This window comes from Microbacterium sp. P26, from assembly GCF_023712585.1.
Classification (GTDB): Bacteria; Actinomycetota; Actinomycetes; order Actinomycetales; family Microbacteriaceae; genus Microbacterium; species Microbacterium algihabitans_A.
On sequence record NZ_JAMAXZ010000003.1, the window covers coordinates 485,388 to 505,102 of the forward strand.

Here is a 19,715-nt window from a genome sequence, read left to right on the forward strand (position 1 = left end):
CCGCGGCGAGCCGAACCTGAGCGCGGGCGAGGCGCTCCCCGAGGGCAGCGCCTCGCCGGGCGTCAGGCCGCGGACACCCCGAACAGCAGACCGAGCACGTAGGTGACGGCGGCGGCGCCGAAGCCGATCGCGAGCTGGCGCAGACCCCGCTTCAGCGGTGACGCACCCGAGAGCAGGCCGACCATGGCGCCCGTGCCGAGCAGCGCGATGCCGACGAGTCCCAGCGCGAGGGCGACGGCCGGGAAGCCGGCCATGCCGAAGATCCACGGCAGCACCGGGATGATCGCGCCCGAGGCGAAGAACAGGAAGCTCGACAGGGCCGCTCCCCAGGCGCTGCCGACCACGTCGTGCGAATTCTCGCCCGGGGCGGCGGCGACCGGCGCGGAGCCCGCCTGCGCGGCGGTGACGACCTCGCGGGCCTTGTCGAACGCGGCATCCGGGTCCATTCCGCGCGTGCGGTAGACCAGGGCGAGCTCGTTGGCGTCGAGGTCGAGGTGCGGCAGGGCCGAGTCGGCGAAGTCGCTCTCTTCGGTGGCCTCGAGCAGTTCGCGCTGCGAGCGCACCGAGACGAACTCCCCCGCGCCCATCGACAGGGCGCCGGCGAGCAGACCGGCGATCCCGCTGAAGAGCACGAAGCTCGGTGCGACACCGGTCGCCCCGACGCCCATCACGAGGGCGAGGTTCGAGACGAGTCCGTCGTTGGCGCCGAACACGGCGGCGCGGAAGGTTCCCGACAGTCGGCGGCGGCCGCGCGCGGCGAGCCCGCGGACGACCTCATGGTGCACGCGCTCGTCGGCGGCCATCGCGGCCGTGGCGTAGGGCTCGTCGGCGTAGGGCGAGCGCGCTTCGGCGTTCTGCGCGAGGGCGAGCACGAAGATCGAGCCGAAACGGCGGGCCATCCAGGAGAGCAGGCGGGTTCCGATGCCGGGCGACGGCAGGCGCTTCGGCGTCTCGCCGAGGAGGTCGATCCAGTGCTGCTCGTGCCGGCCTTCGGCCTCGGCGAGCTCGAGCAGGATGTCGCGCTCCTCGCCGGTGCGGCGCGACGCGAGCTCGCGGTACACGCGCGCCTCGGCACGTTCGTCGACGAGATAGCGCGCCCAGCGGCGGCGATCGCGGGCGGTGGGTGTGGCGAGGTTCGTCACGGGGCTCCTTCAGGTCGTCCCCCACCGTAATGAGGGCGATCCGGGCCTCCGGGCGCGTCGGCCGATACTGACAGCATTTCGGCCCCCCGAAGCCCGGAAAGACGCGGATGCCGAGGCCCCGGTGCCAGCATTTCGGGGTCGCGAAACCGGGGGTCGCGGGGCCGAGGTCGGGTAACGCGGCCGGCGGCGAGGCGCATCGCTCGGGCAACGGCGTCGAGCCCTCGGTGGCCTTGAAACTGCATTTCGCTGACGAGTCGGTTGCAGCCTGTCACCGGAATGTCAGCGAGATGCAGTTTCGCGACGCGGAGCGCGCGGGCGGCCCGCGCCGACCCGCAGCCCGAACGAAACCCCGGCGCGCGCCAGCTCAGGAGTGCACGCGCCGGCGCAGCACGTCGATGCGCGCCTGCAGCTGCGCGACGGTGGCGTGCGAGACGGCGGGGCCACCGCAGATGCGGCGGAGTTCGGCGTGCACGAGGCCGTGCGGCTCGCCGGTCTGGCGGGCGTAGAGCCCGACCATGGTGTTCAGCAGCTGACGCTGCTCCTTGAGCGTGCGGTGCAGGGGTGCCGGGAGCCCGCCCTCATCGACCGAGGCCGGCTCGACGCCGCTCTCCTTCTCGGTCGCCTCGCGGGTCGAGCGGTGGCGCGACTGCCGCGTCGCGCGCGACATGAGCACCTCGTGCACCTGCTCGGGTTCGAGAAGGCCCGGGATGCCGAGGAACTCCTCCTCCTCGATGGTTCCCGGAACCGCGAGCTGGCCGAACTCCTGCCCGTCGAACAGCACACGGTCGAAGTGCGCGAGCGAGCCGAGCGCCTGGTACTCGAACTCCTGCTCGAGCGCGTCGGAGGCTTTGTCCTCGCGCTCGGCGGCATCCATCATGTCTTCTTCGGCGTTCCACTGGTCTTCCGCGTCGCTGTCGCGGTCGAGGGCGTGGTCGCGCTGCGCCTCCATCTCGCCGGCGAGGGCGAGCAGCTGCGGAACGTTCGGCAGGAACACGCTCGCGGTCTCACCGCGACGACGGGCACGCACGAAGCGGCCGATCGCCTGCGCGAAGAACAGCGGAGTCGAGGCGCTCGTGGCGTACACGCCGACGGCGAGGCGCGGCACGTCGACGCCCTCCGACACCATGCGCACGGCGACCATCCAGCGGGTCGTCCCCTTCGAGAACGTCTCGATGCGTCCCGAGGCCTCCGCCTCGTCGGAGAGCACGACGGTGACCTTCTCGCCGCTGATGTCTTCGAGGATGGCGGCGTAGGCGCGCGCGGCGGTCTGATCCGTCGCGATGACCAGGCCACCGGCATCCGGAACCGTCTCGCGCACCTCGGTGAGGCGGCGATCGGCGGACCGGAGCACCGCGGGGATCCAGTCGCCGTTGGGGTCGAGCGCGGTGCGCCACGCCTGCGAGGTGATGTCTTTGGTGTTGTCCTGCCCGAGCTGGGCCTCCATCTCCTCGCCCGCCTTGGTGCGCCAGCGCATCTGGCCGGCGTAGACGAGGAAGAAGACGGGGCGCACGACGCCGTCGTCGAGGGCGCGGCGGTAGCCGTAGGCGTAGTCGGTGCGCGAGAGGCGGATGCCCTTGGAGTTCGGGTGGTACTCCACGAACGGGATGGGCGCGGTGTCGCTGCGGAACGGGGTTCCCGACAGCAGCAGGCGGCGCGTCGCGCGGTTGTACGCCTCGCGGAGGGCGTCTCCCCAGCTGAGGGCGTCACCGCCGTGGTGCACCTCGTCGAGGATGACGAGGGTGCGGGCATCCATGGTCAGACGCTGGTGCACCTCGGCCTTGACCGCGACCTGCGCGTACGTGACCGCGACGCCGTGGTACTGCCGCGAGGGCGTGGCGTGCCGGTTGGAGAAGAAGGGATCGAGGCGGATGCCGACGCGCGCGGCCGCCTCCGCCCACTGGGTCTTCAAGTGTTCGGTGGGAGCGACGACGACGATGCGGTCGACCACGCGACGACGCATGAGCTCGGAGGCGAGGCGGAGGGCGAAGGTCGTCTTACCGGCGCCGGGGGTGGCCGCCGCCAGGAAGTCGCGGGGACCCTTGCCGACGCCGTCGGGTCCGTCGGAGCCGAAGTACTGATCCAGCGCTTCGGCCTGCCACGCGCGCAGGCGTTGGGCGGTTCCCCACGGGGCGCGCTGGGGGAACGACGGCGACAGGTGCTCGGCGGCGAACGAGCCGAAGTGCGGCTCGGTGCCGTCGAGCGATCCGTCGATCTGCGGGTCGGCGATCGCCCCGGGCGCGGGGGCGTCGGCGACGGGCGCGGTGGCGTGCGCGGGATCGACGGGGGCTTCGAGGGCGTCGGAGGCGTCGGGGGCGGATGCCGGGGACGCGGCATCCGGAGTCGTTCGGGGAGACGCGGGGTCGGCGGGGGCGCCCGGGGCGGGGGCCGCGAGAGGGCCGGGGCTCGCGACCGGGCCAGGGCTCGCGACCGGGCCAGGACTCGCGACCGGGCCAGGACTCGCGACCGGGCCAGGACTCGCGACCGGGCCAGGACTCACGACCGGGCCGGGGCTGGCGACCGGGCCAGGACTCGCGACCGGACCGGGGCTGGCGACCGGGCCAGGACTCGCGACGGGGCCGGGAGAGGCGATGCGCGGAGACGCCGCGTCGGCGGCGGGGCTCGTGTGCGGGAGGGCCGAGGTGCGGGCTTCTTCTTCCAGCATCGAACCTCCATCCTTCGCGAGCGCGAACATCCACGATAGGTCACTCCCGCGCTCCCCGTCGCAGGGTGCGGATGGTGGCCCGCCGCCCGTGCGCCGGTCGCCGCTCACCGGGCGGGCAGAACGCAGGATTTCCGGCATCGGCCCCCGCGTCGTGCCGGGTTACTCGGCACGGCCGTGTCGGGCGCGTCGGGAACTGCTGCGTTGTGAACGTCTGCGCGGGCGGCGTGCAATCCGGGGCGGGGTGGCGCCCGATGCCGCCCTTCCCGCAGCCGCCTCTCTCGCAGTGTCGGAGGCCGGGGGTACCGTGGAAGACGGAGGTTTCGATGACACTCGATCCGCACTCGCCCCGCACCTCGCCCACGCCCGACAACCCCGGCCCCCACCCGTGGCGCCGCTTCGTCGCCCTGGGCGACTCGTTCACCGAGGGCATCGGCGATCCCCTGCCCGACGGCGGCCATCGCGGCTGGGCCGATCGTGTCGCCGAGGTGCTCGGCGCGCAGGTCGACGACTTCGCCTACGCCAACCTGGCCGTGCGCGGAAAGCTCATCGCGCAGATCGTGGCCGACCAGATCGAGCCCGCGCTCGCGCTCAAGCCCGACCTGATCACCATCTCGGCGGGCGGAAACGACGTCATCCGGCCGGGCAGCGACCCCGATGCGGTGTCACGGCAATTCGAAGACGCCGTCGCGCGCCTGCGCACCAGCGGGGCGACCGTCGTCGTGTTCACCGCGATCGACACGGAGTTCACGCCGGTGTTCCGCGGCATCCGGGGCAAGGTCGCGATCTACAACGAGAACATCCGCTCGATCGCCGACCGCTACGACTGCGTCGTCGCCGATCAGTGGGGTCTGAAAGAGGTGCAGGACATGCGCTTCTTCGACGACGACCGCCTGCACTACAACTCCCTCGGTCACCACGAGGTGGCCCGCATGGTGTTGCGGGCGCTCAACGTGCCGAACGACCTCGAGCCGATGAAGGCCGAGACCATGGCCATCACCACCTGGCGGGCCGCCCGCGAGAAAGACTTCGTGTGGGCGCGCGAATACCTCGTGCCGTGGGTGCTGCGGCGCCTGCGTCACCAGTCGTCGGGCGATCACATCCTTCCCAAGCGCCCCGAGCCGCTTCCAGTGGTGACGCTCGCCCCGGGTCCGGATGCCGCGGGCTCCCGCGAGACGCAGGTCTGACGGCCGTGATTCCGCTGCCCGACGCGGTGGCCGCTCTGCTGCGAGCGGCTGACGCCGACACCCTGCTGCGCGATGCCGATGCCCTCGCCGAGGCGCTCGCCGATGCCGGCTGGGCGCCCGAGGTCGAGAGCGGTCGCTTCAGCGCCAAGGGGTGGGACGTCGTGTCGTCGGCCTGGCCGCCGAACCTGTCGGTGTTCCGCGACGGCGACCTGCTCGACGTGCGTCGAGACGCGCTTGCGATCGCCGCGGCACTGAACGCCGAGCCGCAGCGGTGGACCTTCGAGACCGAGGGCCCCAACTGGTCGGGCTGGACCGCCGACGACCCGCGGTGGGACGACGAGCAGATCGACTGGCTTCTCTGGCACGGGCAGGGCGTCGTCGTCGAGCTGTCCACCGCGCCCGCGGTCCCGGGTGAGGTGCCCGCGCACCTGCACCTCGCGATCGAGCACGAAGACTCCCCGCCCGAGGGGCTCCCGCCCGACGACGCGCGTGACCGCCGCGTGGCATCCGGGGGGAGCATCGTCGAACGGTGGTTCCTCGTGGGTGAGAGCGACCTGCCCGACGAGGTGCTCACCACGCTCGAGGCCGACCCCGATCAGCGCGTGAGCGCCGCCGCCGCCTCGGAGCGCCGGATGCGCGAGGGCGGGTTCGACGACCCGACCGGCTGAGCCGGTACGAGGGTCTCCGTTTCAGACTCGCCGCCCCCGCCCGAGCTCCCACAGCGCCACCGCGCTGGCGGCGGCGACGTTGAGCGAGTCCACTCCCCCGGCCATCGGGATGGTCACGACGGTGTCCGCCGCGGCGAGCGCGTGACGACTGAGTCCGTCTCCCTCGGATCCCATCAGCAGGGCGACGCGTTCGTGCCCGGCGGCCGAGAAGGCGTCGAGGGTGACGGCGTCGTCCGACAGGGCGAGGCCTGCGAGGTGGAATCCGGCGTCGTGCAGCAGCGGCTTCGCCTCGGGCCACTCGGGCAGGCGGGTCCACGGCACTTGGAACACCGTGCCCATGCTCACGCGAACACTGCGGCGGTACAGCGGATCGGCGCACCGGGGCGTGATGAGCACGGCATCCGCCCCGAGAGCCGCCGCGGAACGGAAGGCCGCGCCGATGTTGGTGTGGTCGACGATGTCTTCGAGCACGACGACGAGGCGCGCGTCGCGCACGATCTCTTCGACGGATGCCAGCGCGGGGCGATGCATGGATGCCAACAGCCCGCGGTGCACGGTGTATCCCGTGACCTGCTCGGCGATCTCCGCCGCCACGACGTAGACCTCGGCGTCGTCGCCGACCAGGGCGAGGGCGTCGGCGAGGAACTTCTCCTGCACGAGCACTGATCGCGGGCGGTGCCCGGCACGCAGCGCGCGGTCGAGGACCTTGGCGGACTCGGCGATGTACAGCCCGCCCGCGGGCTCGCTCACCCGGCGCAGCGACACGTCGGTGAGGTCGCGGTAGTCGGCGAGGCGCGGGTCGTCGGCGGAGTCGAGCGGGATGACGGGCATCCCCCCATCCTCCCAGCACGCCCCGTCCGCGCGTTGAGTGTCCACAACACCCGGACCGATCCCGAAGACATCCGGGTGTCTTGGACGCTCAGCAGAGCCCGCGCACCGCCGCCCAGAGCACTGAGCGTCCACAACACCCGGACCGATTTCGAGGCCATCCGAGTGTCGTGGACGCTCAGCAGGCAGACCTTGCCTCGCGCGGACTCCATCCTCACGCGACGTGCAGCGCACGACCTCCCGCGATCACCAGCGCGCGTTCGGGTTGGCGCACGAGCGCGTCCATGGGGTTCTCGGCATCCACCAGCACGATGTCGGCGCCAGCGCCCTCGACGAGGTCGTGCACCTCGCGACCGACCGCCCACGCTCCCGCGCTCGTGGCCAGCTTCACCACGCGCAGCAGGTCGTCGTCGCGCACGATCCCTCCGGCGCGGGCGTACTGCCAGGCGATGCCGAGCGTGTCTCCGGTGCCGTAGGGGCTCCACAGATCGCGGATGCCGTCGGTGCCGAGCCCCAGCGCGACTCCGGCGGCGTCGAGTTCGGCGAGGGGCAGCTGCGCGTTGCGCAGCGGCGCGACGGTGGTCATGCTGACTCCCGCCTCACCCATCGCCGCGAGGAGGTCGCGGCGGCGGGCGGGCGCGAGGTCGGCGACGGCGAATCCGTGCGCGATGTTCACGCGTCCGCCGAGCCCGTGCCGCTGGGTGCGCTCGACGAGGAGCTCGATCTGGAACGCCCCAAGCTCGGCGGGGTCGTGCAGGTGGATGTCGATGCCGACGCCCGTGTCGGCGGCGAGCGCGACGAGAGCGTCGATCTGGCCCACGGGGTCGCGGTCGATCGTGGCGGGGTCGAGCCCGCCCACCCAGTTCACGCTGTCTCGCCCCGCGGCCTCGCGCAGCAGGTCGAGCACTCCGGGGCGGCGGAGGACGCCGTCTTGCGGGAACGCGACGATCTGCACGTCGAGGGCGCCCTCGTATCTCTCAGCCGCCTGTTCGACCGCCTCGATTCCGCGGAGGCCCACGCCGAGGTCGACGTCGACGTGCGAGCGGATCGCGGTGGTGCCGTGGCGCACGAGCTCGCGCAGCACGGCCGCCGAGCGTTCAATGGACGGGATGCCGAGGGCATCGCGCTGGGCGCGCTCGTGGCGGATGCGCCCGTCGGTGCCGCCCTCTCCCCCGTACGACTGCCACGGCAGGCCCCACCACGACTTGTCGAGGTGCGCGTGCGCGTTCACGATGCCCGGGAGGGCGAGCAGCCCACGTCCGTCGAACTCGCGCACACCGATCGGATTGGTCGCCGCGGGCCGGATGGCGGTGATGCGACCGTCGGCGATGTCGATGTCGACGGCATCCGCTCCCCATGGCCGCACGCGGCGGAGACAGGTGACATCGAGCATGGCCGGAGGCGACAGGGGGGTCATCGCCCCAGTATCCGTGGGCGAACGCGCGGCTCGGGGGTGCCGCGCTCGATGAGCGATGATCCGGATGCCGAGACCCCGCGGTACCCACTTTCCCCTCCCCGCGCGGGCCCGGGTCGGCGGCTCGGGGGTGCCGCGCTCGATGAGCGATGATCCGGATGCCGCGCCCCCGGGCACCCCGCTGACCCCTCCCCGCGCGAGCCGGTGTCGGCGGCCCGCCATAGACTCGATACGACGGAGGTGCGCATGACCGACACGGTGCAGGATGCCGAGTTCTCGGCATCCGTCGATCGTGCCGTCGAGGTTCTGGCCGGCCGTCGCGTGGCCGTTCTGACCGGTGCGGGGGTGTCGACCGATTCGGGGATCCCCGACTATCGCGGCAAGGGTGCCCCCACGCGCACGCCGATGACGGCGCAGCAGTTCCTCTCGAACGCCGACGCGCGTCGGCGGTACTGGGTGGGCAGCCACCTCGGCTGGAAGGTGTTCGCCGCCGCCGAGCCGAACGACGGCCATCGCGCGCTCGCCGCACTCGAGACGGCGGGTGTCGCCAATGGCGTCATCACGCAGAACGTCGACGGACTCCACGTGCGCGCCGGCAGCGGACGCGTCGTCGAGCTGCACGGCACGATGCGCCGCGTCGGGTGCCTGCAGTGCGGGCAGGTGTTCGACCGCCGCGATCTGGCCGAACGCGTCGAGGCCGACAACCCCTGGATCTCGCTCCCCGAGAACGTCGAGCTCGGACCCGACGGCGATGTGACCCCGGCGAGCGCCGACGGCTTCGTCGTTCCCGTCTGCTCGGTGTGCGGGGGCACGCTCAAGCCCGACGTCGTGTTCTTCGGCGAGTACATCCCGGTCGAGAAGTTCCGCGAGGCCGAGCAGCTGGTGCACGCCAGCGACGCGCTCGTCGTGGCGGGGTCGTCGCTGGTGGTCAATTCGGGCATCCGGCTCGTCGAGCGGGCCCGGCGCAAGCGCCTTCCGGTCGTGATCGTCAACCGCGGGGCCACGCGCGCCGATCAGCGCGCGGCCGTGAAGATCGACGGCGGCACGAGCGACGTGCTCCGCGCGTTCGCCGATCGGCTGCCCGGGCTGCTCTGATGCCGGGGGCGCAGACGCAATCCGCGCTCTCCCGTTCCGCGGGTCCGCTCCGGCGCCGGCGGGCGTTGATCCTGTCACTCGCGGCCCTCGTGGCCGTCATCGCGATCGGGCGTCTCGTCGGCGAACCCCCGCGCGTCCTCGAGGACGAGCAGGCGGCCGAATTCGCCGACCGCGGCCTGCTCACGGCGATCTCGTCCGTCGCCGCGGCGCCTGACCGCGCAGACGCCGTGGCGGAAGCGCTGACGCAGGGGGTCATCGCGGGCCGGGAGAACGAGAGCCCCTACGGGTGGGCATTGCTCTCGAGGGAAGGTGACGTGATCTCCGTCGCTACCTACTACCACTGGGGCGACGCCAGCCCCCTGAATTTCCGTACCGGCCCCGAGTGGGGGCGTGCCTGTCGCCTCTACGACCTGCGTACGCCTCCCGTTGTCGCGCACCCCATCGAGTGCCCCGGCGACTCCCCCGACCACCCCGGATCGTGAGCGCCGCCGCGCGCGCCGCGGCAAGGTCCTGTGCGGCGCGGAACACTCTCGCCCGGGGCTGTCTCGCGCGGGTTGTCTCGCTCGGCTTCTTCGCGCTCTGCCGACGTTCGCTTTGCCGACGTTCGCTTCGCCGACGTTCGCTCTGCCTCGTCTCGCTCCTCCGCTCGCGCGATGACCTCGTGCCACGCCGTCCCGCGGCTGCCCCGGCCCGCACACCCGGCCTCCCCCGCCGGTTAGGCTCGAACCGTGACGATTCTGACTCTGGTGCGGCATGGCGAGACGGCGTGGAACTACGAAGGACGCATCCAGGGGTCGACCGACATCCCCCTGAACGACACGGGTCGTCTGCAGGCGCGCGGCATCGCCGACACCCTCGCCGCGGAGTACGCCGGCCGTGAGGTCGTCGTCGTCTCGAGCGACCTGGGCCGTGCCGCCGAGACGGCCGACATCATCGCCGCCGCCCTCGGCACCGAGGTCTCGCGCCGCTTCCCCGGCCTGCAGGAGCGCTCGTACGGCGAGGCCGAGGGCATGGACGCGCCCACCTTCTACGACACCTACGGCCCGTGGCACGCGGCCGATGTGCCCGGCGCCGAGACGTGGCCTGTCGTGCGCGAGCGTGCGCTGGCCGCGCTCGCCGAGGCCGTGGCATCCGCCCCCGACGGCGTCGACGTGATCGCCGTCGCGCACGGGGCGCTCATCCGCGAGGTCATCATGTTCGCCACCGACGGGGAGTTCCCCCGCGAGGGCGAGCGCCTGCCGAACTGCTCGGCCACGACGTTCCGCCTCGACGGTGACCGCTGGGAAATGCTGGCCTACGCCGGCGTCGCGAGCTGACCCGAGCCCAGGTCCGGAGCCCGTCGAAGGGACCGGCACCCGCGGACGCCCCGGAACCCAGGTCCCTGAGCCCGTCGACGGGACCGCAACCCGCAGACGCCTTGGCACCCAGGTCCCTGAGCCCGTCGAAGGGACCGGAACCCGCAGACGCCCAGGCGGCTTCGACAAGCTCAGCCACCTCACCCGCGCGAACCCAGGTCGCAGACGCCGGCGGCTTCGACACGCTCAGCCACCTCACGCGCTCACCCTGCCCGTGCGAGGAGCGAGCGCGCGTGGCGCAGGATCGGCTCGTCGATCATCCGCCCCTCGTAACGGAACACTCCCCGCTCCCCCTCGGCCGCGGCGAGCACTCCGCGCGCCCACTCGACCTTCTCGGGGGGCGGGGCGTACGCCTCACGGATCGTCGCGACCTGCCCGGGGTGGATGCACGCGGTGGCCGTGAATCCGGATGCCACGGCATCCCGCGCCTCGTCCGAGAGCCCGTCGAGGTCGGCGATGTCGACGTGCACGGCGTCGATCGCCCTCTTGCCGAAGGCCCCGGCGGCGAGCAGCACCCGGACCCGCGAGAGTCGTGCGATGTCGCGGTATGAGCCGTCGTCATAGCGGCTCGAGGTTCCGCCGAGGCTCGCCACGAGGTCTTCGGCACCCCACATGAGGGCGACGACCTGCGGGAGCGCGGCGAGCTGCTCGGCGGCGACCACTCCGCGCGCCGTCTCGCACAGCGCGATCACCTCGTACCCCTGGAGAGGGGCGAGCGCTGCCGGGTCCTCGGCCTTCGCGACCATCACGCGCCGCACGCGCGTCTGCGCGAGGGCGTCGAGGTCGAGCGCGAAGTCGGGCGTCTCGGGTCCGTTCACCCGCACGATCACGCGTTCGGGGTCGGGATCGGCGGCGATCAGCTGCGCGCGGGCGTCGGCCTTGGCATCCGGGGCCACGGCGTCTTCGAGGTCGAGGATCGCGGCATCCGCCCTCTCGAGCGCCTTCGACAGCCGTTCCGGCCGGTCGCCGGGCACGAACAGAAGGGCGGGACCGAGCAGGAACAACGCGCTCACGCTGCCCACCCCCGCAGCACCACTGAAATACCCGCGGGACCGAGCGCGAACGACGCGCTCACGCGAACCCCCTGTCGAACGCGCCGCGCGGCTCGGGGAGAGACCCGCTCACGCCGCCGCCTCCTGCGCCCACACCAGCACCGTGCGGGTCGCGGTGGCCACGACCTCGTCGTTCTGCGAGCGTCCGGTGTGCTCCATGACCACGATCCCCTGCCCGGGGCGCGACGCCGACGGTCGCACCGAGACGATCTCGGTCTCGGCGATCAGGGTGTCGCCGACGAACAGCGGCGCCGGGAAGCTGACGTCGGTCAGCCCGAGCTGCGCGACGAGCGTGCCCTGGGTGAGCTGTCCCACCGAGAGCCCCACGAGGGTCGACAGCGTCCACATCGAATTCACCAGCGGACGACCGAACGGTTGGGTCGCCGCATACGCCGCATCGAGGTGCAGGGCCTGCGGATTCATCGTCAGGGTCGTGAACACCACGTTGTCGGCATCCGTCACCGTCCGCCCGGGGCGGTGCGCATACCTCTCGCCGACGACGAACTCCTCCAGATACAGGCCGCGCTGCTCGATCATGCCGCCACGGTACCCGTGAGCCCCAGTGCGCGCGAGATCACCATGAGCTGCACCTCGGTCGTGCCCTCGCCGATCTCGAGGATCTTCGAGTCGCGGTAGTGGCGCGCCACGGAGTACTCGTTGATGAACCCGTTGCCGCCGAACACCTGTGTCGCGTCGCGGGCGTTCGCCATGGCGGCGTCGCTCGCCGTCATCTTGGCGACGGCGGCGTCGACGGTGAACGGCTTGCCGGCGTCGCACAGGCGCGCCGCGTGCACCCACGCGAGGCGGGCGGTGTGCACGCGGGCGTGCATGCGTGCGAGCAAGAACTGCATGTTCTGGCGCGTCGACAGACGCTCGCCGAAGACGGTGCGGCTGCGGGCGTAGTCGACGGCGGCCTCGAGGCAGCCCTCGGCGGCTCCGGTGGCGAGGGCGGCGATGGCGACGCGGCCCTCATCCAGCGTGCGGAGGAAGTTCTTGAACCCGTGCCCGCGCTGACCCAGCAGGTTCGCCTCGGGAACCCGCACGCCGTCGAAGGTGAGCGGATGCGTGTCGGAGGCGTTCCAGCCGACCTTGTCGTACGCGGGCCCCACGGTGAACCCCGGCGTGCCGTTGGGCACGATGATCGTCGAGATCTCGGGGCGGCCCGCGTCGGTGCGGCCGGTGACCGCCGTGACGGTCACGAAGCGGGTGATGTCGGTGCCGGAGTTGGTGATGAACTGCTTCGTCCCGTCGATCACCCATTCGCCGCCCTCGAGCTTCGCGGTCGTGCGGGTGGCGCCGGCGTCGCTGCCGGCCTCGGCTTCGGTGAGCCCGAATCCGGCGAGCGCGCGACCGGCGACAAGGTCGGGCAGGTACTCCGCTTTCTGCGCGTCGGTGCCGTAGCGGTAGATCGGCATGGCGCCCAGGCCGACGCCCGCTTCGAGCGTGATGGCCATCGACTGGTCGACGCGCGCGACGCCCTCGATCGCGACGCACAGGCTCGCGTAGTCCCCGCCCTGCCCGCCGACCTCTTCGGGGAACGGCAGGCCGAAGAGCCCCAGGTCGCCCATCTGCTCGACGAGGTCGAGGGGCAGCTGGTGGGCGCGGTCGGCCTCGTACGAGCGCGGCGCGATCACCTCGTCGGCGAACTCGCGCACCATCGCGCTGAGTTCGCGCTCGTCGTCGGTGAATACCTGCTGGCTGTCGATGCTCACGAGAGGGGCTCCTTGTGGGAAGGGATGGGGGCGGATGCCGGGATGTCGGCGGAATCGTGGGAGTGGGAAATCTCAGGGCTCACCGTCGCGACCACCGCGTCTCGGGCGACCTGCGCGCCGGCCGCCGTGCGTAGCCGCACCGTCCCCGCGTGCGGGCTCACGACCGTGTGCTCCATCTTCATCGCCTCGATGGTGACGAGCCGGGCGCCCGCGTCGACGGCGTCTCCGTCGGCGACGTGCACGGCGACCACGGTGCCGGGGAGGGGTGCGACGAGGTCGGGATCGACGGCCCCGGGCGCGCGGCCCGCGGCGGTCCGGCGACGCTCCGCAGCATCCCGCCGCGACACCACTCGCAACCGGTGCGCTCCGCCGTCGGCGTGCACCCAGTACTCGAGCGGTCCGCCCGTCACGACCGCCTCTCCAGCGGAACTTGGCGCCACCGCGTGCACCTGCCCGGCGTCGTCTTCCAGCGACACCGTGCGAGCCGCCACCGCTCCGCCGGCACGCCACGCCCCGATGCGTCCCCAGACCGAGCCGTCGGTCGGGGTCCCGGGATCCGCCACCGCCCTCTCGGCCACGGCGGCGAGCGCGGCCTGCGACGGTTCCGGAGCCTGGGGAGTCCCCCGCCGATCGAGCAGCCCGGTGTCGAGGTCGCCCGCGCGCACGGCCGGATCGGCGAGCAGGGCCCGGAGATCCGCGATGTTCGTGTCGACGCCGAGCACGATCGTGTCGGCGAGGGCCGCGTCGAGGCGGGCGAGGGCCGTCTCGCGGTCGGGGCCGTGCGCGATGACTTTGGCGATCATCGGGTCGTACAGCGAGCTGATGACGCTGCCGGTCTCGACGGCGCTGTCGACGCGGGCGGATCCCGGATTCCACAGGCTCACGGTCCCGGTCGCCGGAAGGTATCCGCGGGCGGGCGTCTCGGCGTACACGCGCGCCTCGATCGCGTGTCCGTCGAGGCGGATCTCGCCGAGTTCGAGCGCGAAGCCCGCCGCGACCCGCAGCTGCTGCTCGACGAGGTCGATGCCGGTGACCATCTCGGTCACGGGGTGCTCGACCTGCAGGCGCGTGTTCATCTCGATGAAGAACGGCTCGTCGAGCCGGTCGCCCGCGACGAGGAACTCCACGGTTCCCGCGCCGAGGTACCCGACGCTGCGGGCGGCGGCGACGGCGGCCTCGCCCAGGCGGGCGCGCGTGGCGACATCCACGACGGGTGAAGGCGCCTCTTCGATCACCTTCTGGTGCCGCCGCTGCAGGGTGCACTCGCGCTCGCCGAGCGAGAGGGTCGTGCCGTGCGCGTCGGCGAGCACCTGCACCTCGATGTGGCGCGGGCGCTCCAGCAGCCGCTCGAGCAGCAGGGTGTCGTCGCCGAAGGCCGCAGCGGCGACCCGGCGCGCGGTGGCGAGCGCGTCGGCGAGATCGGCGGGACCGGTGGCCACGGTCATGCCCTTGCCGCCCCCACCGGCGGAAGGCTTCACGAGCAGGGGGTATCCGGCGCGGCCGGCCTCGGCGGCGATCTCGGCGTCGCTCAATCCCGCCGCAGAGAAGCCCGGTACCGTCGGCACGTCGTGCGCGGCGACGTGCTCCTTCGCGCGGGTCTTGTCGCCCATCACCTCGAGCGCCTCGACGCCCGGGCCGACGAAGACGATCCCCGCCGCGGCGCACGCGCGGGCGAAGCCGGCGTTCTCGCTGAGGAACCCGTAGCCCGGGTGCACGGCATCCGCCCCCGATGACACCGCGGCGGCGACCACCGCGTCGACGTCGAGGTACGAGGGCACGCGCACGGCGTGATCGGCTTCGAGGGTGTGGGGCGCATCGGCATCCGCGTCGGTGAAGACGGCGACCGAGCGGACGCCGAGACGCCGGAGCGTCCGGAACACCCGGCGCGCGATCTCGCCGCGGTTGGCGACGAAAACGCAGGCGAACATGCCGAATTCGGCCCTCTGTCGACCGGGTGCAGTACCGGCGCGGGACGACGCCTCGCGACGCGAGTCGGCCGCGGAACGCGACGCGAGATCTTCGGTCGTCCTGAGCATCTCAGACATCTCCGATCACATCCGGAAGAGGCCGAAGCCCCGGTCGGCCAGCGGCACGCGGCTGATGACGTCGAGCGCGAGCCCGAGCATCGTGCGGGTGTCGGCGGGGTCGATCACGCCGTCGTCCCAGAGCCGGGCGGTGGCGTAGTACGGGCTGCCCTGCTCGTCGTAACGGTCGCGGATGGGTTTCTGGAAGGCCTGGTCGTCGGCATCCGTCCACTGCTCACCGCGCGCGGCGCGCTGGTCGCGCGTGACGGTCGAGAGAACGGATGCCGCTTGCGCCCCGCCCATGACCGAGATGCGGCTCGAGGGCCAGGTCCAGAGGAAGCGCGGGTCGTACGCGCGGCCGCACATGGCGTAGTTGCCCGCTCCGTACGAGCCGCCGACGAGGACGGTGAGCTTGGGGACGCGCGTGGTCGCGACAGCGGTGACCATCTTGGCGCCGTCTTTCGCGATGCCTCCGGCCTCGGCATCCCGTCCCACCATGAACCCGGTGATGTTCTGCAGGAAGAGCAGGGGGATGCCACGTTGATCGGCGAGCTCGATGAAGTGGGCGGCCTTGAGCGCGGACTCGCTGAACAGCACACCGTCGTTGGCGATGATCGCGACGGGGTGGCCGTGCAGGCGCGCGAAGGTCGTGATGACGCTTTCGCCGTACAGCGGCTTGAACTCGTGCAGGGTGCCGGCGTCGACGAGGGTGTCGATGATCGCGCGCATGTCGACGGGCTGGGCGACGTCGGCGGGCACGATGTCGTAGAGCTCCTGCGGGTCGCGAGCGGGATCGGTGGGCGCCTCGACCTGCCAGATCGGCGCGGGGGTCGGCGGCAGGGTCGCGACGATGTCGCGGACGATCTCGAGCGCGTGCTCGTCGTCGTCGGCGAGGTGGTCGACGACTCCCGAGCGGCGGGCGTGCAGGTCGCCGCCGCCGAGCTGTTCGGCGGTGACGTCTTCACCGATCGCGGCCTTGACCAGGGGCGGTCCGCCGAGGAACACCGTCCCCTGGTTGCGCACGATCACGCTCTCGTCGCTCATCGCGGGGACGTAGGCCCCACCCGCGGTGCACGAGCCCATGACGGCGGCAATCTGAGGGATGCCCCGGGCCGACAGCTGCGCCTGATTGCGGAAGATGCGTCCGAAGTGCTCGCGGTCGGGGAACACCTCGTCCTGCATCGGCAGGAACGCCCCGCCCGAGTCGACGAGGGAGATACAGGGCAGGCGGTTGTCGAGGGCGATCTCCTGCGCGCGCAGGTGCTTCTTCACCGTCAGGGGGAAGTACGCCCCGCCCTTCACCGTCGCGTCGTTGGCGACGACCATCACATGGCGTCCGTGCACGAGACCGATGCCGGCGACGACCCCGGCGCCGGGAGCCCCGCCGTCGTAGAGGCCGTGGGCGGCGAGGGGTGCGACCTCGAGGAACGGGCTGCCCTCGTCGAGCAGACGGTCGACGCGGTCGCGGGCGAGGAGCTTGCCGCGAGCGGTCTGACGCTCTCGCGCGGCGTCTGACCCGCCGCGGGCGGCCGTGGCGAGGGTGCTGCGGAGCTGTTCCGCGAGGTCGCGCTGGGTGGGCGGCGCGGGGGTGGCGTGCGCGGCGCTCGGTGACGTCTCGGGCGCTGGCGCGGTGATCGGTGCTGTGCTCATGGCGGCTCCGTCTCGGGGCCGCATCGTCGACGGCACCGTCGTTCCGGTCGGGGTCGTTCCCACCGGAGGGGTTTTCAGTTAATGTTGGATAACTGAGATTCCAGGCTAGCCCGAGCGGATGCCGATGACAAGAGCGAACGACGAGCCTCCCGGGGCCGACGGCGCGACGCGCGCCGACGCGGCGACTGCGGTCGCCCCCGCTCGCGTCGACCTCCCGCCGGACGACGCCTCCGGCACGGCCCGCGACCGCGCGACGGGCCCGACGCCTGACCAGTCCTTCGGCACGGCCACGGACCCGACTCCTGACCACTCCGCCGGCACCGCCCGCGACCGTGCGACGGGCCCGACGCCTGACCCCACTTCCGACACCGCCACGGACCCGGCTCCTGACCACTCCGCCGGCACCGACCGCGACCGCGCGACGGGCCCGACGCCTGACCCCAGTTCCGGCACCGCCCGCGACCGTGCGAAGGCCGACCGCCGCGCCGCCCTGCTTTCCGCCGCCGCCCGCCTGTTCGCCGAGCGCGGCTTCGATGGCGTGACCCTCGGCGACATCGGCGAAGCCGCCGGGGTGAGCGGCCCGGCCGTCTACCGCCACGTCTCGGGCAAGCAGGCGTTGCTGGGCGCGATCCTCGTCGACGTCAGCGAGCGGTTGCTCGAGGGCGGGCGCCGGGTCGCGGAATCCGCCGCCGCGAACACAACCGGAGAGAGCCCTCCCGACATGCCGCTCGCAACCACTCTCTCCTCGCGTGTCGCCGAATCCCCCCGCGATCGTGCACACACGGCATCCGCCGCGGATGTTTCAGGAGACTCCGCCATCACGCTCCGCCCGCTCGTCGACTTCCACGTCGCGTTCGCGCTCGCCGAGGCCGATGTGATCCGCGTGCAGGACCGTGACCTCGACCGCCTCTCCCCCGACGACCGCCGCACGGTGCGCGATCTGCAGAACGCCTACGTCGCCGTCTGGACCGAGGCTCTCGCCGCAGCGCTCCCAGATGCCGAGACCCCCGCCGAGCGGCGCGTGCGAGCCCTAGCCTGCTTCGGCCTGATCAACTCGACGCCACACAGCGTGCGCGGCGTGCCCGCGGCTCGCGTGCGCCCGACGCTGACCCGCATGGCGCTGGCGGCGCTGACGGCCTGACTCCCTGGCATCCGCCTCGCCGGAATTCCCGCCCCTGCCCGCTGACCGTCCAGAACACCCGGACGCATCGCGAAGTCATCCGGGTGTTCTGGACACGGAACAGGGATCCGCGACGCCCACGCGACGCGCAACCCGCGATCCGCACTCCGACGAGGCGCGCCCGCCTCGCATCCCCGGAAAACCAGAAGGTGCCGAGGGCGACCACTCCCCCGGCACCCGGTCTGTTCACCGCGCGACGACCACGCCGCCGCGGGTCGCTCAGCGCAGCAGCATCGCCCGCCCGGGCTCGCGCAGCACGCCGGCGACGTCGGTGAGGAATCGCGCGGCCTCGGCCCCGTCGACCAGACGGTGGTCGAACGAGAGGCTGAGGGTGAGCACGTCGCGCAGGGCGATCTCGCCGTGGTGCTCCCACGGCGTGCGCCGCAGGGCGCCGACCGCGAGGATGCCCGCTTCACCGGGGTTCAGGATCGGCGTTCCGGCATCGACGCCGAACACGCCGACGTTGGTGATCGAGAACGTCCCCCCGGTCATCGCGGCGGGAGCGGTGCGTCCGGTGCGGGCCGTGGCGGCGAGCTCGGCGATCGCGTCGGCGAGGTCGACGAGGTCGAGCCGGTCGGCATCCGGAATCACGGGAACCACGAGACCGCGGTCGGTCGCGGCGGCGATCCCCAGATTGACGTAGTGGTGCTCGACGATCTCACCCGCCGCTTCATCCCACTTGGCGTTGAGCGCGGGCGTGCGTCCGAGCGCGAGGCACACGGCCTTCGCGACGATCGCGAGCACGCCGATGCGGTGCCCGTCGAGCGCGCGGTCGGTCTTGAGCGACGCGAGCAAGTCCGTGGTCGCGGTGACGTCGAGGGTGAGGAACGTCGTCGCGTGCGGAGCCGTGAACGCGCTCTGCACCATCGCCGCGGCCGTGTGCTTGCGCACGCCGCGGATCGGCGTGCGTGTCACCCGCTCGCCGGACCGGCCGGCCGGGGGGACCGTCGACGTCGAAGCGGGGGCGGATGCCGTGACCGCGCCCACCTGGCTGCGCGCAACCGTCCCCCCGGGGTGCACGGCGGCGGATGCCGTGACCTCGGGCATCGCCGGAGTGCGCGCGGCGAACTCCTCGACGTGGCCGCGCGTGACCATCTCACCCGGGTAGGCTGCGGCGACCAGCACGAGGTCGACCCCGAGGTCTTTCGCGAGCTTGCGCACCGGCGGGGTCGAGCGCGGACGCTCGAGGGGCAGGTCGATCGGACCGGTCTTGACGACGTCGTGGGGAGCGGCCTCGCGCACGGCGTGGTCGGAGTCGATCACCGCGGCCCCGCCGCCGCGCGCCCGTCGCTTCGGACGGTTGCCGGATGCCGGGGCGGCACCGTACCCGACGAGGTTCGGGGTCGCGCGGGCGGCGATGTCGTCGGCAGGGGCCTCGAGCGGTGCCTCGGTGACCGTCTCGACGGCGAGGCCAGCCCCGGCCTCGCGGGTCGCCTCAGCGGGCGAGGCCGCCGGGGCGCCGGCATCCGTCCCGCCCAGGTCGAACGACACCAGGGGTGAGCCGACCTCGACGACGTCTCCGGCCGCGGCGTGGAGACCCTGTACGGTGCCGGCGTACGGCGAGGGGATCTCGACGATCGCCTTCGCCGTCTCGACCTCGGCGATCGTCTGGTTGAGGGTGACGGTGTCGCCCTCGGCCACGTGCCACTGCACGATCTCGGCCTCGGGTAGGCCCTCTCCGAGGTCGGGAAGCAGGAACTCGGCGATCATCGAACACCTCCTTCGATCGTGCCGGCGATCCGCCCGGCA

General features: G+C 72.5%; 16 protein-coding genes. 6 read left to right on the forward strand and 10 right to left on the reverse strand.

Features of this window, described 5'->3' with window-relative positions; all coding sequences use genetic code 11:
* Positions 1–62: 62 nt before the first annotated feature.
* On the reverse strand, positions 63–1,142 hold the full coding sequence (locus tag M3667_RS08830) for a VIT1/CCC1 family protein (protein ID WP_144833310.1): 1,080 nt from the start codon (positions 1,140–1,142) through the stop codon (positions 63–65).
* Between the two features lie 364 nt (positions 1,143–1,506).
* Entirely contained in the window at positions 1,507–3,354 is a 1,848-nt protein-coding gene (locus tag M3667_RS08835) for a DEAD/DEAH box helicase (RefSeq protein ID WP_251507529.1), read from the reverse strand.
* 773 nt (positions 3,355–4,127) lie between these two features.
* On the opposite strand from M3667_RS08835, the gene M3667_RS08840 reads away from it, so the two are divergent.
* Both M3667_RS08840 and M3667_RS08845 read left to right on the forward strand, forming a co-directional pair.
* The gene (locus M3667_RS08840) at positions 4,128–4,988 is read left to right on the forward strand and encodes an SGNH/GDSL hydrolase family protein (RefSeq protein WP_251507382.1); all 861 of its coding nucleotides are present in this window, start codon (positions 4,128–4,130) and stop codon (positions 4,986–4,988) included.
* Between the two features lie 5 nt (positions 4,989–4,993).
* Positions 4,994–5,656: a hypothetical protein gene (locus M3667_RS08845; RefSeq protein WP_251507384.1), complete on the forward strand. Its 663-nt coding sequence runs from the start codon at positions 4,994–4,996 to the stop codon at positions 5,654–5,656.
* A gap of 21 nt (positions 5,657–5,677) precedes the next feature.
* Here the strand turns inward: M3667_RS08845 and M3667_RS08850 are convergent, their stop codons facing one another.
* Together M3667_RS08850 and M3667_RS08855 are read right to left on the reverse strand one after the other, a co-directional pair.
* On the reverse strand, positions 5,678–6,487 hold the full coding sequence (locus tag M3667_RS08850) for an RNA methyltransferase (RefSeq protein ID WP_251507387.1): 810 nt from the start codon (positions 6,485–6,487) through the stop codon (positions 5,678–5,680).
* Between the two features lie 211 nt (positions 6,488–6,698).
* On the reverse strand, positions 6,699–7,901 hold the full coding sequence (locus tag M3667_RS08855; protein WP_251507389.1) for an amidohydrolase family protein: 1,203 nt from the start codon (positions 7,899–7,901) through the stop codon (positions 6,699–6,701).
* Positions 7,902–8,144: 243 nt separating this feature from the next.
* Here M3667_RS08855 and M3667_RS08860 point away from each other — a divergent pair, with 243 nt between their 5' ends.
* The 3 genes from M3667_RS08860 (at position 8,145) to M3667_RS08870 (ending at position 10,309) form a co-directional block, all read left to right on the forward strand.
* Positions 8,145–8,993 carry a Sir2 family NAD-dependent protein deacetylase gene (locus M3667_RS08860; RefSeq protein WP_251507391.1) on the forward strand — a complete coding sequence of 283 codons (849 nt, stop codon included), beginning with the start codon at positions 8,145–8,147 and terminating at the stop codon, positions 8,991–8,993.
* A gap of 65 nt (positions 8,994–9,058) precedes the next feature.
* The gene (locus M3667_RS08865; RefSeq protein WP_251507393.1) at positions 9,059–9,475 is read left to right on the forward strand and encodes a hypothetical protein; all 417 of its coding nucleotides are present in this window, start codon (positions 9,059–9,061) and stop codon (positions 9,473–9,475) included.
* A gap of 246 nt (positions 9,476–9,721) precedes the next feature.
* A complete protein-coding gene (locus M3667_RS08870; protein ID WP_251507395.1) occupies positions 9,722–10,309 on the forward strand; it encodes a histidine phosphatase family protein in 588 nt (195 codons plus the stop codon).
* Positions 10,310–10,551: 242 nt separating this feature from the next.
* Here the strand turns inward: M3667_RS08870 and M3667_RS08875 are convergent, their stop codons facing one another.
* The 5 genes from M3667_RS08875 to M3667_RS08895 all read right to left on the reverse strand — a co-directional run bounded on the left by M3667_RS08875 (position 10,552) and on the right by M3667_RS08895 (position 16,786).
* Entirely contained in the window at positions 10,552–11,361 is an 810-nt protein-coding gene (locus M3667_RS08875) for a CoA ester lyase (RefSeq protein WP_251507397.1), read from the reverse strand.
* Positions 11,362–11,469: 108 nt separating this feature from the next.
* Positions 11,470–11,937, reverse strand: coding sequence for a MaoC family dehydratase (locus tag M3667_RS08880; RefSeq protein WP_144784845.1), 468 nt, complete (start codon positions 11,935–11,937; stop codon positions 11,470–11,472).
* Positions 11,934–13,112, reverse strand: a complete 1,179-nt coding sequence (locus tag M3667_RS08885) for an acyl-CoA dehydrogenase family protein (protein WP_308196444.1) — start codon at positions 13,110–13,112, stop codon at positions 11,934–11,936. Before M3667_RS08885 ends, M3667_RS08880 begins: the two co-directional genes overlap by 4 nt.
* Positions 13,109–15,040: a biotin carboxylase N-terminal domain-containing protein gene (locus M3667_RS08890; protein WP_251507399.1), complete on the reverse strand. Its 1,932-nt coding sequence runs from the start codon at positions 15,038–15,040 to the stop codon at positions 13,109–13,111. The genes M3667_RS08885 and M3667_RS08890 overlap by 4 nt, the downstream gene beginning before the upstream one ends.
* 123 nt (positions 15,041–15,163) lie before the next feature.
* Positions 15,164–16,786, reverse strand: coding sequence for an acyl-CoA carboxylase subunit beta (locus M3667_RS08895; RefSeq protein WP_251507401.1), 1,623 nt, complete (start codon positions 16,784–16,786; stop codon positions 15,164–15,166).
* 490 nt (positions 16,787–17,276) lie between these two features.
* On the opposite strand from M3667_RS08895, the gene M3667_RS08900 reads away from it, so the two are divergent.
* Positions 17,277–17,927, forward strand: coding sequence for a TetR family transcriptional regulator (locus M3667_RS08900; RefSeq protein ID WP_251507531.1), 651 nt, complete (start codon positions 17,277–17,279; stop codon positions 17,925–17,927).
* 258 nt (positions 17,928–18,185) lie between these two features.
* Here M3667_RS08900 and M3667_RS08905 read toward each other — a convergent pair whose 3' ends face one another.
* A complete protein-coding gene (locus tag M3667_RS08905) occupies positions 18,186–19,676 on the reverse strand; it encodes a dihydrolipoamide acetyltransferase family protein (RefSeq protein WP_251507403.1) in 1,491 nt (496 codons plus the stop codon).
* Between the last annotated feature and the right edge of the window lie 39 nt (positions 19,677–19,715).